Below are 16,506 nucleotides of genomic sequence, written 5' to 3'. Positions count from 1 at the left end.
TTTTCCCTAACCCGCATCTCTGACTATTAAATCAACTATAGCAAAGTTTATCGGTTCAATAAGTCACAAGATTTATACCGCCATACGGCTCACTGTATCACCAAGTGAATGCGCTGCGTCTTAAGGCTCAAGCCTAATCAAACTCGAACTGATAGAGCACATCAACGGCACTATCTAGGCCTGATACTACCTCAATGTACAGGTCTTTCATTATGCGATATCGCACCGTAAACTCACCGACTGAATCAAAGATACCCACACCATATTTAACTTGTAAGCCAGGTAAGATATAACCACTCACCGTCACTTGTGAATCATCCCCAGTACCGGCAGTATCGAGTTGCAGATCTTGCACGCCAAAGGCTTCACCGATCTCACCCACCACTTTACCGCTGCGCGCCAAACTCAAGCCGATTAAGGTCGTTGTAATGGCGTTGCCTCCAGACTCACCATCGATATCTTGCCCACGTAGCAGGTAAGAAAGCGCGTTTGCTTGAGGCATCGCTGGCTCTGAGAAGATCTCCACCACAGGCTCATCTGCAGGACCAGTAACACGAATACCCGCAGTCACATCATCTTCGGTATTGTCAGGGTTTCGTATCGCCGTGATCACAATATAGGGCTGGTCAACCGGGCCATTCATCAAGATCTTACCCTCATCAATCAAGAGGTCTTGACCAAATGAGCGATAGTAACCATCCAAAATATTCACTTCACCATTAACCACGGGACCTTTGTCGCGCTGAGCAACATTAAGATTACCCACTAAGCTACCATTCAAACCAAAAGCAGAGAGCTTAAAGTCATCGCCGATATGGATATTGACATCCGTCTCTAGCGCAAATGGAATGGTTGAGTCCTCTTCTTCAGGCTCGAGGTTCTCATCAAGAATAACTTGATCGCTTGAGACACTCACCGCTGATTCAGGCAAGCTTTGTACATCGATTCGCGCCCATGGCAGATGAATATCCCCCTGAACCTTGGCTTGTTTCGGAGACATCGAAATCGTCATATCTGGCTCAACACGTACCTTGACCATGGGTGGTACCTCCACCACAAGGCCGTCGGCGAAAACACGAATGTCGCTGTGCCAATATGCGAGATCTTGCCAATCGGCATCTCCTTTAACGTTTAAATCGCCCTCTGCGGTCTGTATCAAGGCGTCGAGCGTGGCCTGATAGCCATTGAAGTTTAAGTTGAGCTGGCCTTGTTTGATGGATACAGGAGAGATCTCACCGCTGAGTGCCATTTGGTCCACCTTGAAATAGCCGTTTGCTCGCGGCTGCATCAATGGACCAGAGATTTTGATATCCGCCTCAATATTAGCCTTCAACTCACTATACGGACCAACAATCGGAGCGAGAAAATCGAGATTGAATGGCGTAAGTTTCAGCTCACCATCGAGAGTGCGATCATTAGCCAATACATCGGGAATGGTGACCTGTCCGGTAATATCACCATTATCCTCAATATCAATTTGCCAATCCGCATCTACACGATTATCAACAAACGTCGCATTAAGCGTCGATTGTTGCCACGCCACGTTTAAAGGCTCATCAAGCTTTTGTGTCACCGAACCCGGTGCTAGAACTACCTGTGCTTTAACCTGAGGCACTTTGCCATCATTCCAGCGAGCCTCAACATTTGCATCAACTGAACCGTTGAGTTCCGTTTCTTGCGGTAAGTATTGCGCGAGTTGAGAAAAGTCGAATTTATTCACCGATAAAGAGACATCACCCGCTTGCTTTGACACCTCAATATCTTTATCAAGACAAACTGACGAGGATGACTGCACCCAACAGTGATCACTTACTTTAGCCAATGCCGCACCAATATCAGCATAGATATCGACTGGCTGTTGAGTGCGCCATAGGCCTTGCTCTATGGTAACTTGAACATCATTCAAAGTGCCCTGCCAGGTGTTTGCTTGCTGGTTAAAATCACCCGAGAGGGCAAGTATGAGACCAACGACCTCTGAGTCTAGGTCCACATCGAGGCGATGCTCTGTGAGCGTGCCGTCCAAGTTAACGTCAAGTGAGGGTGCTTTAAAATCTTCGTAGGCCAAATCCTGTGCTTGTACACGCAAAGACACTGCTGGGTCACTTGCTGGTAACAAGCTCCCTTTCACCGACAAAGATTGCAAGCCAGCGAGGGTTTGCCATTGAACTGACTCTGCACTCAAATCCACGTTCACTTCTGGATTGGCGAGTTCACCACGCAGATAAACGTTCCCCTTTGCCGAACCTGTCAAATCAGGCACCGACTTTGCCAAAGTGGGCAACTGCAGGTCGATATCCAATGCCCAGTTTTTATCTAAGATCCCTTCGACACGCAATTGGTTCGGCCCGTGACCAAGCTGTAACCCGGGCGTATCTAGTTGATACTCTCCACTTCCTGCTCGATCTGATGCTTTCAAGCTGCCGAGTAACTCTAGAGGGTATTCTCGGATGATGCCCTGCACATCCAGTGTTGGTAAATCGATATACCAACCACCAGCATCTGTTAGCCCGCCAGTTGTCACTAGTTTACCAGATAAATTCCCTTCCGCTTCTGGCCAGTAAAGTCCGGGCTGAATCGTGGTTAAATCAACATCCGCTTGCCAAGCCACTAAGTCTTCCCACTGGCTAGCAACTTGCCCCTCAATGCTGCCGCCTAAAGTATCAACCTTGATGTAATTCAGATCGATATCAGACAGTGTTCCTTTACCATCAAGCGATACTGCAAGATCAGGAATACCGGTTCCTGTTACGCTCCCGCTGAGCTTTGCTTGGTAAGCTTCGAGTGTTCCTGAGCCTTGTAAGTGAGTAACCACTACGCTGTAGTCACCTTTTCCAACAAGTGGCCACTGAACATTGGAGTCTTTTATCTCTACAGTAAATGGCATCGTTGGTTCGAGTGGTTTAACGTCGCCATTGAGTTGGATGTTATTTTCCCCTTGTGTGGTTAATGAAAGAGCTAACTCTCCTACACTACCTTCGAGTGTCAGGCTGATTTTCTCGCCAGCCGCCATCTCCAGCTTGGCTGTCGCATCCAATTGAGCGCTTAAAGGGTAATCATCTTTGAGCTCAACGCTCGCTTGTAACTGTGCTTCAACCTCATCAATGTCCAGTGCCAGCTTATCAAGCTCTACGCTGTGCCCTTTGGCACGTCCAGCGAGCCCCAAATGATGCACCACAAACGGTGTCTCAGACTGCAGTGTAAAATGGTTGATGTCGACTTGCTCAATCACCACCTCAAGAGGAATCCAAATCTCTGGTAGAGAGATAGATTCCGTGTTTTCTTGCTCAGGCTGAGTCGACTCTGCAGCACTCTCACCTTCTGATTCAGCAAGCGTCACCGATGATTTTTCCAGTAACGTAGTCGTTAATGTCGCGACATCTCCCTCAAACGATGCACCTGAAGTAAACGTCTGCCATTCCACTTGCGTGCCATAGATATCGAGCTGAATGTTAGTAAGTGCCAACTTAGTTATAGTAATTGGTAGCGGCGTGGATACTTGTGTAATCGGATCGGAGGGTTCAGATTCAGGCTCTGGGCTTATGGCTACATCAGAGAGTGCTAATCGAAGTTCATCCGAACTCAGCTCATCGATGCAAATAGCTGGAGATAGAAAGCAGCGATGATCAATCGCAAGCGTAAGCTTGTTGGCGAAAAAGTCGACACCTAACTGCTCATCTTTAAACTCAACGCCCTGAAGGCTAAAGCGAGGAAAAAGTGTACCACTGGCCTGCTGTACTTTCAGCGCAGGCAAGGCTTTTTCCGCGCCCCATAAAATCGTGTTGAGGCCACTATTGGTGAACAGCAGAAAGCCCACTGCTGCGAGCGTAACAACGATTAAGCTAGTGATGGATACGGAAACCCACTTCGTCACCGTGACAGCTTTACGCATCATAAGTCTGGCCCCAGCGAGAAGTGAATTCTAAAATCATCCTTTGCTGACTCATGCAAACCCCAAGCAAAATCAAAACGAATGGGGCCGACTGGTGACACCCATCTAATCCCAACACCCGCACCATCGTGCCATTCTGGGGTATCATTAAAAGCATCACCAATATCGTAGAATACTGCTCCCCACCAGTTACCAGTCACCCGGTACTGATACTCTAAAGAGCTGGTCACTATGTATTTAGCACCGGTCAGAGCGCCACTGTCATCAGTGGGAGATACCGACTCATAACCATAGCCACGGATACTGTTGTCGCCACCCGCAAAGAATCGCAATGACGGAGGTAAGCTCTCAAACTCATCAGGGAAGTTGGCACCACCATCAAGACGGAATATACCGCGATGGTTTTTGCCAGCACTGCGAATAAAGGTCGTGCCAGCTAATAAGCGTACGACGCGTGTCTCCGACAATACGGCTGGATCACCATACTCTAGGGTTATCGACTGCTTGTCGCCCCAAGTTGGCATCGCACCACCTCGAACCCGTGTGCGTGTATAAGTCACACCTGGCAGTAGGAATTGACTGGTATCATCCTGCAAACCCTGGGTAAAGCGCTCATAAAGGTAGCGCACATAAGCGGTTCGGTGCCAGCCACCATCGAGTAACCAATGACGCTCTACCGATAAATTAGTCTCAACACTTTCAGTGTCTCGATTATCCAGAATCTTCATCCCAAACTGCAGTCGATAGTAGTCGTTTAAGACATCTTTGAGAGGAATGTTATACCCCGCAGTGACCGTCTGCTCGGGTACGGAAAGAGACACGCTCGAATCAAAGCTATGACCGCGTGAGTTCACCCACGGTTTACTCCATTTTACTGAGCCACGAACCCCGACATCGGTAGAATAGCCAAGACCTGTCTCAATTTTGTTCTTCGATTGAGGAGCAAGTGATACCTTCATGGGTATTTCTCGACCTTTGCCTAAATAACTCAATTCTGGCTCGACAAACACCGATGAAAACCAATCGGTATTGGATAAGTTTTGGTTAAACTCACCAACTTGTGTCGCTTGATAGGGCTTTGACTCTTCAAATGGCTGCAGAGAACGTACGCGCTCCTCATCAATTTGGCTGCCATTAATGCTTGTTGCGCCAAAATGGTAACGAATCCCACTGTCGAAATGCAGGCGAATAAACGCTTGGTTTTTACTCGGTGCCACCTCTAGGCGGCTGACCTTGTAGTCAGCATCAAAATAGCCTTTTTGCAGCGCAAGATTTCGAATGCTCGATTTCAACGAATCATATTGACCGTGATTGAGTTTGACACCAAGTTTAAGTGGCGAATTGCGGATGATATTCTTAAAGTCCTCGTCCTCGTTGGCCTCACCAAGCAGCTGGATATCGAGCTCTTTAATGCGAACAGGATTTCCCTGATCAATCGTTACGATCAACTCGTCTTTACCCTCATCGACGCGACTGGAAATAATCGGGTTATAGTAACCAAGGGCATTAAGAGATTCTGTCGCCATACTTTCCACCCGCGCGCGAAAGCGTAAATCAGTAGAGTACTCATCTTTACTGATCGAGCTTAAGTAGACCTCTAGATTGGTAAGCTCCTCACCTTTAAGGCCATTGATTGAAAGGCTTGCTGCCCAAGAGGGCAAAGAAAAAGCAAGCAGCGCAGAAAAAGACAGTATTACTCGCGACGATGTCATCCGGTTGAGCCCTAAAAGCGGAAAAATAAGACTAATGTTGATTGCATTTTATACATTTTATTTTTTGTAGCGCCTGGTACCAACACTCGTATGTAGTATTGGGTACATCAACAGCAACATGAGTTGCACTGAGCGCGTAATATAGTATCGTCTATAACATGAGAAGTCTGTAGTAAACAGGCCTCAAACAAGTAACATTCGGTAGTAACTTATTGTTTTTATAAATAGGTAATAATAAAAATATTCAACCGAGTTTCACTATCAGCCATTAAGCTTGCGACTCGCACAAGGAAGCACTATGTCGGACAAAACAGTAATGATCAGCCCAGAGAAAGCACTCCCTGGGCGCCCAACCCCGCTGAAAATCGAGGATATTCACTTTGTAAATCAGAGCAGTATGAGTGCAGATCCTACAGCAGAACAAGCAGAGGTTCTGGTGGGTATGGGCTGTTTTTGGGGGGCTGAGCGCCTGTTCTGGAATTTAGATGGCGTGGTATCGACATCCGTGGGTTACAGCGGCGGTTATACTGAAAACCCAACTTATGAAGAAGTGTGCTCAGGCCAAACTGGCCATGCGGAAGTGGTTAGGGTGATTTATGAGCCTTCAACGTTATCGCTCAAACAGCTTCTTACCCATTTTTGGGAAAGGCATGACCCAACACAGGGCATGCAGCAAGGTAATGACGTGGGTACACAATACCGCAGTGCGCTTTATGTATACGACCAGAATCAAATGAACGAAGCGTGTGATTCTAAAGATGAGTACCAATCTCTGCTTGGTTCAGATGCCACTAAGCAAATCACTACTGAAATATTGCCCGCTGGGAAGTATTTTTTTGCCGAAACCTACCACCAGCAATATCTCGCTAAGAATCCAGAAGGATACTGTGGTTTAGGCGGCACTGGTGTTTGCTTCCCGCCTTCGCTCGCAAATTAATTCTCAATTTGAGAAGAGTGATTGCTGACTACATGTCAGCAATCACTCCGTTGATCTCTTTGTATACCGCTAGTTTGTGGGAGTTTTTGACATCAGGCAGCAGCACTTTACCGTTATCAAACTCAAATCCACCCACACCTTGGATAACAAACTGTCCTTTGAACAGTGTCTTAACAAACCTTGCGACCTGAATCGGTCTATATTGTACAAACTCGCGCAACATGACTAACCTCAACTTCCTTATTGCCTCTGCATCTTGCATGTGCAGATGGACTGACCATTGAAACATCCAGCGACAACTCCTGCCGGACCTGTCAAACTATTCAAAAATCATTGTGCATTAATAATGCCAGTTTTTATTTTTCTACTATTTTAAAGATAACACCAGACGGATGTTATCAGATTTAACAAAACAATAGCATTTCTTTAATTAAAGGAAGAAAAGAATGAAAATCAAATCTTTGCTCTCTACCCTTTTGATCGCAGCCCCACTTTCTGTCGCTGCTCACAACCTTGAAGTTGATGGAACATTGCATGCTGTAAAGATCAATAAAGTGGGTGAGCTCCTACTCGATCAGGATAAGATCAAGTACCAGAGTTGGAACACGGAACAGATGCTAGGAAAAGTACGCGTGATTCAGGCAATTGCTGGCCGTAGTGCGGCTAAAGAGATGAATGCCCCACTCATGGCAGCAATCACAGCGGCTGACTTCCCTGAAAATAGCTACCAAACCACCACCATTATCAACCAAGATGATGCGCTTTGGGGGACCGGGTCATTTGTCAAATCATCGGCTGAGGACAGCAAAAAGGAGTTTCCTTGGTCATCTATGGTTTTAGACACGGATGGTTTAGCGGCTGCGGCCTGGCAACTGGAAGAGAAATCTTCAGCAATTATTGTTCAAGACAAGTCTGGTCAAATCCTGTTTGTCAAAGAAGGCGCATTGAGCGAAGCAGAAATTAGCACGGTGTTGACACTGATTCGAGAAAATCTCGAGGGTTAACACCTCCTGACAATTTAATCGACTATATGAATAGAATTAATATCAGACTTTCATCTTAGTGTATTGAAAAGGCGCTATCGTTATAATATAACGTTAGCGCCTTCTTTTTGAGATAACTCACTATGCCACATCGACAATTTGTAACCTTGCGTACAAAGCTGTTTGTCGTATTGTGTCTCTCGATCGTGTTTGGTCTCACCGCTTTGGTGATAGAGCACCATGCTCACCTAGAGGACCACGATCACCACCATTGTGAGCTTTTACACTGCGTCAAAAACCTTGTCGCCAGTCACTATACCCTGTTTACCCCCCCGACCAATCCGCCGATTGGGCCATCACTACTTCAACACTCTGACGCAATCGTTGTTCCAGACTCTGTTGCCAGAGCGCCGCCTCATTTTTACCTCTTTATGACTTGAGCGGATATTATCCGCAATTCTGCACTATATTTATGAATAAAATTATGGATTTAAAAATGATGAAGATGAAAAAACTCAACGCAATTACACTAGCAACGCTATCTTCTTGTGCACTGTTTTCAGTAGCAGCACAAGCCAACGATGAATTTCGCCAACATGGTGCACATGTTCATGGTGAAGTTGAGTTTAACGTCGCACAAGATGCCAATGAGCTCCTAATTGAAATTGTCGCCCCAGGAGCAGACGTTGTCGGTTTTGAACGTGCACCAGAAACCGATGCAGAGAAACAAGCTCTGCAACAAGCGATTGCGACACTAGAGCAACCAGAGCAGCTATTTAGTTTCCCTGCCAATGCAAACTGTGCTCTAGAATACAAATCGGTATCTCATACATTGGGTGGCGATGAGCATGATGGTCACGATCATGATGAGCACAAACATCACGACCACGATGAACACAAACATCACGACCACGATGAGCATAAGCATCACGACCATCATGACCATGACCATGACCATGACCATGACCATGCTCACGACGGACACGGTGAATTCACAATTGAATATCACTTCGAATGTGGAAACATCGAGAATCTAACCCAACTTGAAACAAGCTGGATGGAGAAGTTTGAACAAACACATAAAATTTCGGTCAATATCTTAACTGACCGTGTTCAAGGTGGTGCAACGTTAGAAGGCTCTTCTAACCGTTTCTCACTTTAATCGCCATCAGTCGCTATAAATGGGTGGCACTACGCCACCCTTCTTCTCATTGCTCTGTGTATAAGTAACTCAATGATGCCACAAACAACCACTGACCTATCCAATGTCATCGATCTGGAAAATGTGACCTTTCGCTGGTCTCCGGACGCAAAACCGACACTCCAAATCGATCAATTGGCCATAACTCAGGCTGAGCATACCTTTATCAAAGGCCCAAGTGGATGCGGTAAATCCACTCTACTCTCCTTACTGACGGGCATTAATGCTGCGGAATCAGGTAAGGTCGCGGTACTTGATAATGACCTAACTCAACAAAGTTCACGTCAAAGAGATCGCTTCCGTGCAGATCATATCGGCTATATATTTCAACAGTTTAATCTTCTTCCTTATTTGAGTGTGGTAGAAAACGTGGTGCTTCCATGTCAGTTTTCAGCGCACCGAAAGAGCAATATTCAAGGCTCTCTTGACGCAACAGCACGACACCTGCTTGAAAGGCTGCACCTGCCGAATGAATTACTCAATAAGCCCGTCATTGAGCTCAGCATTGGCCAACAACAGAGAGTCGCGGCAGCGCGTGCACTTATCGGCGAACCAAAGCTCATTATCGCAGATGAGCCAACCTCAGCCCTCGACTTTGAAAATCGCACCGCCTTTATCGAGCTATTGATGGAACAAGCGACCGAAGCACAATCCACACTGGTGTTTGTCAGTCATGACCCAACACTAGAGCCACTATTCAAACGATCTATTCAATTGCAAGATATCAACACAGCAGGAGAACGCACATGCTAGCAATCAGCACTCTTGCTTGGAAAAGCCTAAAAAATCGTAAAGCAACGGCCCTTCTCACCGTATTAACAGTCGCCATCTCGGTTATTCTGTTGATGGGGGTCGAGCGTATTCGTACTCAAGCAAAAACCAGTTTTGCCAATACGATTTCGGGTACCGATCTCATCGTTGGGGGACGTTCTGGGCAAGTTAACCTTCTCCTCTATTCTGTATTTCGCATTGGTAATGCCACCAACAATATTGACTGGCGTAGCTATGAAGAGTTCAGTCAACACCGCGCAGTAGACTGGACCATCCCCATTTCTCTTGGCGATTCTCATCGAGGTTTTCGTGTCATGGGCACCAATCATGACTACTTTACCCACTACCAATTTGGTAGCCGTCAACACCTTGAACTAGCCGAGGGCAGAGAGTTCGATGGTTTATTTGAGGCCGTTATTGGCGTTGATGTGGCGCGCAGTCTCGGCTACAAAATCGATGATGAGATTATCATTGCCCATGGACTCAGCGATGTCGCGTTTAGTCGCCACGATAACCTTCCATTTAAGATCGTCGGTATATTCAAACCAACAGGCACGCCGGTAGACAAAACCATACATGTCTCATTAGAGTCGATTGAAGCGATTCATGTTGGTTGGGAGTCTGGGGCCCTTCTTGGTCCAACGCCAACTAAAGCAGAGCTAGAAACCTTAGATTTTCAACCCAATCAAATTACCGCGATGCTTGTGGGTCTAAAGTCACGAATTCAGACCTTTGCTCTGCAAAGAGAGATCAATACATACCCACTTGAACCGCTCAGCGCTATTATGCCTGGTGTCGCCTTACATGAGCTATGGGGAATGATGTCTGTAGCTGAACAGGCATTAATGGTAGTATCCGTGTTTGTTGTCGTTGCCGGTTTATTGGGTATGCTGAGCAGTTTGCTTACTAGCTTACAAGAGCGACGTCGTGAAATGGCCATTCTTCGAGCAATGGGCGCAAGACCACGCCATATTTTGATGCTGCTGGTCAGTGAAGCAAGTGCGCTAACGTTCGTGGGCATCGCGACTGGCCTTGCGGGTCTTTATGCCCTTCTCGCGATTGCGGGACCGATTATCCAACAGCAATATGGAATCGCTATCGAACTGACCATGATCTCAAGTTACGAATGGATGCTATTAGGCTTTGTTCAACTTGCAGGTGTGATTATTGGGTTCATCCCAGCTATTCGTGCATATCGTCAATCACTCAGTGATGGTATGACTATAAAGGTATAGAAAATGCTTAAACAAATATCTGCAGCTCTGCTGTCTCTAACAATACTGTTCGTTCCCGGCTTAGCTTCTGCTGCAAGTAGTGAAGAAGCACTGACCCTAGACTGGCTTGATCTGGTTCCAGAGGATGAGCGCCAACAGTTTTCAAATATGGGCATGCCACTGCCTGCACACGACGAGTCGTCACCATTGGCAGCCCAACAACAAAAAATTGGTAGCGTTCGCCCTGAACTGAATGGTAGTAAGGTACGCATCCCTGGCTTTGTCATCCCACTTGAGGGAGATGCCAATAAGGTGACAGAGTTTTTACTCGTTCCTTATTTTGGGGCTTGTATTCACGTACCACCACCACCACCAAACCAAATCATCTACGTAAACTATCCTGAAGGGGCACCTGTTCAGCAACTATGGGATGTCATTTATGTGGTTGGCACGTTAAAAACTGAAACCGTCGACCATGAGTTAGCAGAAACGGCGTATGTGATTGAAGGGATGGGTATTGAAGAGTACGACGACATGTATTAAATCTCAGTAACTGTCAACCTGAAACCTAAAAAGCCTCATCAAAATGAGGCTTTTTGCTGTCTGGTGCTAGTGCTGTTGCGTCTAGTCATATTTAGTGATCGTTCACTTACTAAATAAGTACTGAGACAGAAATGCTAACACCAGTACATAGCCAATGATTAATAGCGCCACTGACATAGAGCGGCGCACCTTATGCATACTCGGTATATTCATATCGCCCCCTCAATCCTGTTAAATTTTAACAAAATGTTATCATTTGAGCCAGCCGTAATTTTGCATAACATGATCTATCAAACCATGGAGCAAAAGGCCTGAGTGCAAATCTGAGTAACCTGAGAATGTTCTTCCGCACACTTCACTCTACACCAATGTTAAATGGCTGTTATAAGTGCAGTTTTGTATCGTTAGCCCAGATTCACCTTTAGATGCACCGATAGAGCAAATAGCGATATACTGGTGCTCAATTGTTCAACATGAAGCATAATTGCCCATCCGGGTCGATAGCTCAACGAGAAGGCACCAATGAGCCAAGACAGCAAAAATATCACCGTGGTGGTTGAAGAAACCAAAGCCCAAGATAAAAAGAAAAGTTATATCAAAGAGAGTGGTAAGCAGATCCTGGCTATTGCAGAGGAGCATGGGCTTGATGCTCAGTTGAACAACGAGCAAATTGACACAACAGCACTTGAACGTGCTTTGCAAAGAGAAAGAAAGCGCAGAGAACTGCGTCAAAAGAACCTCGAAAGTATCATGAAAGCAGCCTACGGTAGCTGTAAAAATGAAAGTGCTGGGCAGCCTGACCCTGATTGGTTACACCGTTTCTTCGACATGGCACAAGAAATACATAGCCCTATGATGCAGAAGTTATGGGCTCAAGTGCTAAAGCGCGAGGTAACAAATCCAGGATCGACATCGATGAAGGCACTGCAAATCTTGCACGACATGAGCCCGAAAGAAGCGCAAATCCTTCAACGAGCCGCATCGCTCGCTTGCAGCTTTGGCAGTGACTCGAGCAAAAAGTTATTCATCGGGGTAAAAACTAAGGGGAGCATTTTTACTCTTGGTAAGCGTATTTCAACCCACACTGTCAGTTTAGGGGCACATCAACTTCCCTACTCCAGCCTGCTCGTGTTAATGGAGCTTGGTTTAGTTCATGCTAGCGAACTGGAGTCTGGTGAAATAGAGATGGCAGCTCCGCTCCCAATCCTCTACCAGGGGCGACAAATGACCCTTCAAACACATCAAAAGTCGACTACCTTGCTCTACTATCGCTTCACTCCAACCGGAAATGAGCTGTGCCGTCTATTAGGTAACAAACCTAATAACGATTATTGGGAACAGGTCACTTTGCTATTGCAGCAGACCTTTGCTATCCATTCAGATAACAAAGGTAGCGTAAACCACAGCGCCTAATTGGCGCTATTAAAGTCTAATAATGCCTTTTTGATCCAATGACTCAATCATCAAGTCCACCAGCAGGGCAACATCGAGCTCACCGGCCGGTAGGTCAATTTCAGGAGACTCTGGCGCTTCATACAGCGAATCAATACCGGTGAAATTTTTTATCTCGCCCGCTCGTGCTTTTTTATACAAGCCTTTCGGGTCGCGCTGCTCGCAAATCTCAAGCGGTACATTAACAAACACTTCAATGAACTCCCCCTCTGGCAGCAACTCTCGCACCATCTGACGTTCACTGCGATGAGGTGAGATAAAGGCTGAAAGAACAATAAGACCAGCATCAGCCATAAGCTTAGCCAACTCACCTATTCGGCGGATGTTCTCTTTGCGGTCACTGTCTGAAAAACTCAGGTCTTTACATAAGCCATGACGCACATTGTCGCCATCCAGTAAGTATGTGTGATAACCCAGTTGGGCGAGCTTGGTTTCTAGCGCACCAGCAACGGTCGACTTGCCCGCTCCTGAGAGGCCAGTAAACCAAAGTACAGCAGGTTTCTGTTTTTTAAGGCCTGATCTAAATGCCTTGTCGATAGCATGCTGATGCCACACGATGTTTGCATCTTGAGTTTCAACAGTTGCACTCATTTATCTTAAATCCTTTTAAAATGGGAAAAACATAGGGATCAACGCTAACACCAGCACGGAATACACCAGCGAGATGGGAAGCCCTATTTTTACGTAATCAGTCAACTTATAACTGCCAACGCTATACACTAATAGATTCGTTTGATAGCCATACGGAGAAATAAAGCTGGCACTCGCACCAAATAATACCGCCATAATAAAAGGCATTGGATCAACGCCATAGCCAAGAGCCAGGCTATACCCAAATGGAAAAGCCAATGCCGCAGCCGCATTATTCGTGATTAATTCAGTCAGTATCATGGTCACCAGATAGGTGGCAACCAATGCCCCCATCGCTCCATATCCATTAAATACTTCAATGAACATTTCACCAATACGTTCCGACAATCCGGTTGATAGCATTAATTGCGCGATTGATAGTGCCGCCCCCACAATGATCACAATGTCACTAGGAAAACGGCGACGAATATCACTGACCTGAATGGTTTTAGTCAGTAACAAAGCGATGAGATAAACACTCAACCCCTTAATAATGGGCAGAACATTAAGCAGTGCAGCGGCAATAACTCCAGCAAAGCCCAATAGCACCATTGCAGACTTATTTCCGTCCATCTTTGCAGATGAACCAAGCTCTTGAACAAAAACAAACTCTTTACGGTGAGCCTTGATCTCACTCTCAAAGCGTTTTCCAGGTACCACGATTAAGGTATCACCAGCGGTAAGCTCCACAGAGCCAAGACCGCCCTCCAACCTTTCATGGCCACGACGAATCGCAACAACGACCGCGTCAAAACGATCACGAAATCGACTGGATTTTAGCGTTTTACCACAAAAGCTTGCTGACGAACTTACCACCAATTCATTGAAGTTCTGACCATTCAGGTGGTGTTGGCCAAACAGTGTCATACCAGGAATTTCCGTCAGTGTGGCAACGCTCTCTACATCACCACAAAACAGCAACCTATCCCTAGCCTCTAAGATGAACTCAGGGTTAACCGAAGGCACGCTTTTCCCGTCGCGAATCACCTCCGCAAGGAAAAGCTTGCGCAAAGCTCGTAGGTTATTTTCGCTAATGCTACGCCCAACCAGTGGTGAGCCAGGCTCGACTCTCGCTTCCAAAAAGTAGGGCAAATCATCTTGACTGTACTCATCGTAATCAGGCAATAAATAGCTCAACGGAATTAAGATACCAACGCCACCTACCAATACTGCTAAACCAATGATGGTCGGCGAAAAAAAGCCTAAGCTCGGCAAGCCTGCATCTTCAACAAAACTATTAATAATTAGATTGGTTGAAGTCCCTATCAACGTCAGAGTTCCACCCAAGATTGCAGCGTAGGAAAGTGGAATCAGTAGCTTCGAAGGCGCATGTTTGCGGTTGCGTTTAATTGCCCCAATAAGAGAGACAACCACCGCTGTATTATTAGTAAACGAAGAGAGCAGTGCGGTTGACACGCCAAGCTTAGCGACAACGGTGCCTAGCCCTCCTTCAGAGATACTGTGGCTAACCCAACTGATTAGCCGCGTTTTCTCTAGTGCAACCGACGAGAGAATCAACAACACAAGTGTGAGCAAAGAGGGGTTGGTAAAGTTGGCTGCCAACGACTCCACATCGATCAAACCGAAGATAAACGCTAGGAACGCTGCCCCAGCGAATATATAACTTGGTTTGATACGAGTCACTAATAGGCAGGTGACAATCCCCAGTAATACTGATAGTACAAATCCTTGCTCCCACATTAGCTATCCCTCGCCATGCACCTTTACTAAGACTTCAACAGCTTGCTGATGTCTTGTGCGCCCCAATGAGGGAAGTGTTTACGAATCAGAGTATTGAGTTCGACTTCAAAAGCTGAAACGTCACCTGCTTGTTGCGTCACTGCATCCAAACTTTCACGAACAAGACCCGCACCGACTGTCACATTGGTCAAGCGATCAATAACGATAAAGCCACCTGTGTCTGCGCAAGACTGATAAGCATCCAGCGCCACTGGCTCAGTGAGTGTCCATTCGCACAAGCCGATACCATTGAGCGGCAGCTTCTGGGCATCAAAGCTCGACAGGTTATTAATATCGTATTGATGACGGACTTCAATAAGCTGACCCACCGTTTTTTTGCCGGCAATCTTAAGGTCATACTCACGCCCTGGCTCTAAAGCACTTTCGGTCATCCAAACAACATCCGCTAGCAGATGGTTGGTTGACGTCACTTGCGCCTTATCAAGAACAATCAGATCACCACGACTAATATCGATCTCATCTTCCAGTGTGATTGTGACCGCTTGACCTGCATAAGCCTGCTCAAGGTCACCATCAAACGTTACGATACGTGCCACCTTAGACTCTTTGCCTGATGGCAGTGCTTTGATGGCATCACCAACTTTGACTGAACCTGATGCAATCGTGCCAGCAAAGCCACGAAAATCGAGGTTTGGTCGATTCACATATTGTACAGGGAAGCGGAACGCACCCTGCTCGAGTGATTTGTTCACTTCAACCTTTTCAAGCAGATCGAGTAGTGATGCGTCCTGATACCAAGCCATCTTATGGCTTTTATCCACCACGTTGTCGCCCTCTAACGCTGAAATAGGAATGATCTGAATATCAATATTGCCACTCAAGTTTTCAGCAAAGGCCAAGTAGTCACGCTTGATCTGCTCAAAAGTTTCTTGAGCGTAGTCCACCAAATCCATCTTGTTTACCGCAACAACAAAGTGCTTAATTCCGAGTAAATCAGAGATGAAAGAGTGACGGCGTGTTTGATCCAAAATCCCTTTACGCGCATCAATCAGGATAACCGCAAGATCACACGTTGAAGCACCTGTCGCCATATTACGGGTGTACTGCTCGTGTCCGGGCGTATCGGCGATAATAAATTTACGTTTTTGTGTAGAGAAGTAGCGATACGCGACATCAATCGTGATCCCCTGCTCTCGCTCTGCTTGCAAACCATCAACCAACAACGCAAGGTCCGGCCTTTCACCCGTGGTTCCCACGCGTTGTGAGTCAGAGTGAACCGCCGCTAATTGATCTTCATAAATCTGCTTTGAATCGTGGAGCAAGCGGCCAATTAACGTACTCTTGCCATCATCGACGGAACCACAGGTCAGAAAACGCAGCAGCGATTTGTGTTGGTGTTGGGTAAGATAGCCTTCAATTCCTAGCTCGGCTAGCTGAGCTTCTACAGCACTGTTCATTGTCTTTCCTTAGATC

Annotated in this window: 14 protein-coding genes; 8 read left to right on the top strand and 6 right to left on the bottom strand. The window is 46.4% G+C overall.

Annotation, left to right across the window (positions count from 1 at the left end; translation table 11 throughout):
- Window positions 1-133: 133 nt before the first annotated feature.
- Entirely contained in the window at window positions 134-3,892 is a 3,759-nt protein-coding gene (tamB, locus tag GT360_RS01860; RefSeq protein WP_164647251.1) for an autotransporter assembly complex protein TamB, read from the bottom strand.
- Window positions 3,889-5,601: an autotransporter assembly complex protein TamA gene (gene tamA / locus GT360_RS01855; RefSeq protein WP_164647250.1), complete on the bottom strand. Its 1,713-nt coding sequence runs from the start codon at window positions 5,599-5,601 to the stop codon at window positions 3,889-3,891. The genes tamB and tamA overlap by 4 nt, the downstream gene beginning before the upstream one ends.
- Before the next feature lie 298 nt (window positions 5,602-5,899).
- Between tamA and msrA the strand changes: the two genes are divergently transcribed.
- A complete protein-coding gene (msrA, locus tag GT360_RS01850; protein ID WP_164647249.1) occupies window positions 5,900-6,538 on the top strand; it encodes a peptide-methionine (S)-S-oxide reductase MsrA in 639 nt (212 codons plus the stop codon).
- Between the two features lie 28 nt (window positions 6,539-6,566).
- On the opposite strand, the gene GT360_RS01845 is transcribed toward msrA, so the two are convergent.
- Window positions 6,567-6,761 (bottom strand): DUF1107 family protein, encoded by a 195-nt coding sequence (locus GT360_RS01845; RefSeq protein WP_164649544.1) that lies wholly within the window; start codon window positions 6,759-6,761, stop codon window positions 6,567-6,569.
- A gap of 223 nt (window positions 6,762-6,984) precedes the next feature.
- Here GT360_RS01845 and GT360_RS01840 point away from each other — a divergent pair, with 223 nt between their 5' ends.
- The 7 genes from GT360_RS01840 to GT360_RS01810 all read left to right on the top strand — a co-directional run bounded on the left by GT360_RS01840 (window position 6,985) and on the right by GT360_RS01810 (window position 12,663).
- Window positions 6,985-7,542, top strand: coding sequence for a YtfJ family protein (locus tag GT360_RS01840; protein WP_164647248.1), 558 nt, complete (start codon window positions 6,985-6,987; stop codon window positions 7,540-7,542).
- 122 nt (window positions 7,543-7,664) lie between these two features.
- Window positions 7,665-7,961: a hypothetical protein gene (locus GT360_RS01835; RefSeq protein WP_164647247.1), complete on the top strand. Its 297-nt coding sequence runs from the start codon at window positions 7,665-7,667 to the stop codon at window positions 7,959-7,961.
- 59 nt (window positions 7,962-8,020) lie between these two features.
- Complete coding sequence (gene zrgA, locus GT360_RS01830; protein ID WP_420825440.1) at window positions 8,021-8,683, top strand: zinc uptake protein ZrgA; 663 nt, start codon at window positions 8,021-8,023, stop codon at window positions 8,681-8,683.
- Between the two features lie 72 nt (window positions 8,684-8,755).
- Window positions 8,756-9,475 carry an ABC transporter ATP-binding protein gene (locus tag GT360_RS01825; protein ID WP_239502572.1) on the top strand — a complete coding sequence of 240 codons (720 nt, stop codon included), beginning with the start codon at window positions 8,756-8,758 and terminating at the stop codon, window positions 9,473-9,475.
- The gene (locus tag GT360_RS01820; RefSeq protein ID WP_164647245.1) at window positions 9,469-10,728 is read left to right on the top strand and encodes an ABC transporter permease; all 1,260 of its coding nucleotides are present in this window, start codon (window positions 9,469-9,471) and stop codon (window positions 10,726-10,728) included. Before GT360_RS01825 ends, GT360_RS01820 begins: the two co-directional genes overlap by 7 nt.
- A gap of 3 nt (window positions 10,729-10,731) precedes the next feature.
- Window positions 10,732-11,250, top strand: coding sequence for a DUF3299 domain-containing protein (locus tag GT360_RS01815; protein WP_164647244.1), 519 nt, complete (start codon window positions 10,732-10,734; stop codon window positions 11,248-11,250).
- Window positions 11,251-11,772: 522 nt separating this feature from the next.
- Window positions 11,773-12,663, top strand: a complete 891-nt coding sequence (locus tag GT360_RS01810) for a TIGR03899 family protein (RefSeq protein ID WP_164647243.1) — start codon at window positions 11,773-11,775, stop codon at window positions 12,661-12,663.
- Window positions 12,664-12,672: 9 nt separating this feature from the next.
- Here the strand turns inward: GT360_RS01810 and cysC are convergent, their stop codons facing one another.
- From cysC to cysN, 3 genes are read right to left on the bottom strand one after another with little or no spacing between them, the layout of a single operon-like run.
- Window positions 12,673-13,293, bottom strand: coding sequence for an adenylyl-sulfate kinase (gene cysC / locus GT360_RS01805; RefSeq protein WP_164647242.1), 621 nt, complete (start codon window positions 13,291-13,293; stop codon window positions 12,673-12,675).
- Window positions 13,294-13,308: 15 nt separating this feature from the next.
- Entirely contained in the window at window positions 13,309-15,033 is a 1,725-nt protein-coding gene (locus GT360_RS01800) for an SLC13 family permease (protein WP_164647241.1), read from the bottom strand.
- Between the two features lie 26 nt (window positions 15,034-15,059).
- Entirely contained in the window at window positions 15,060-16,490 is a 1,431-nt protein-coding gene (gene cysN, locus GT360_RS01795) for a sulfate adenylyltransferase subunit CysN (RefSeq protein WP_164647240.1), read from the bottom strand.
- Window positions 16,491-16,506 lie beyond the last annotated feature (16 nt).

It is taken from the genome of Vibrio astriarenae, assembly GCF_010587385.1.
Lineage (GTDB): Bacteria > Pseudomonadota > Gammaproteobacteria > Enterobacterales > Vibrionaceae > Vibrio > Vibrio astriarenae.
This window is presented reverse-complemented; position numbering and strand designations above follow the sequence as displayed.

What these genes read in the sequence shown, in the direction of transcription:
- cysC (WP_164647242.1), bottom strand. Translation starts at nt 13,293, where the DNA reads ATGAGTGCAACTGTTGAAACTCAAGATGCAAACATCGTGTGGCATCAG.
- GT360_RS01810 (WP_164647243.1), top strand. Translation starts at nt 11,773, where the DNA reads ATGAGCCAAGACAGCAAAAATATCACCGTGGTGGTTGAAGAAACCAAA.
- GT360_RS01835 (WP_164647247.1), top strand. Translation starts at nt 7,665, where the DNA reads ATGCCACATCGACAATTTGTAACCTTGCGTACAAAGCTGTTTGTCGTA.
- tamB (WP_164647251.1), bottom strand. Translation starts at nt 3,892, where the DNA reads ATGATGCGTAAAGCTGTCACGGTGACGAAGTGGGTTTCCGTATCCATC.
- GT360_RS01820 (WP_164647245.1), top strand. Translation starts at nt 9,469, where the DNA reads ATGCTAGCAATCAGCACTCTTGCTTGGAAAAGCCTAAAAAATCGTAAA.
- msrA (WP_164647249.1), top strand. Translation starts at nt 5,900, where the DNA reads ATGTCGGACAAAACAGTAATGATCAGCCCAGAGAAAGCACTCCCTGGG.
- GT360_RS01825 (WP_239502572.1), top strand. Translation starts at nt 8,756, where the DNA reads ATGATGCCACAAACAACCACTGACCTATCCAATGTCATCGATCTGGAA.
- GT360_RS01845 (WP_164649544.1), bottom strand. Translation starts at nt 6,761, where the DNA reads ATGTTGCGCGAGTTTGTACAATATAGACCGATTCAGGTCGCAAGGTTT.
- cysN (WP_164647240.1), bottom strand. Translation starts at nt 16,490, where the DNA reads ATGAACAGTGCTGTAGAAGCTCAGCTAGCCGAGCTAGGAATTGAAGGC.
- GT360_RS01815 (WP_164647244.1), top strand. Translation starts at nt 10,732, where the DNA reads ATGCTTAAACAAATATCTGCAGCTCTGCTGTCTCTAACAATACTGTTC.
- GT360_RS01800 (WP_164647241.1), bottom strand. Translation starts at nt 15,033, where the DNA reads ATGTGGGAGCAAGGATTTGTACTATCAGTATTACTGGGGATTGTCACC.
- tamA (WP_164647250.1), bottom strand. Translation starts at nt 5,601, where the DNA reads ATGACATCGTCGCGAGTAATACTGTCTTTTTCTGCGCTGCTTGCTTTT.
- zrgA (WP_420825440.1), top strand. Translation starts at nt 8,021, where the DNA reads ATGAAGATGAAAAAACTCAACGCAATTACACTAGCAACGCTATCTTCT.
- GT360_RS01840 (WP_164647248.1), top strand. Translation starts at nt 6,985, where the DNA reads ATGAAAATCAAATCTTTGCTCTCTACCCTTTTGATCGCAGCCCCACTT.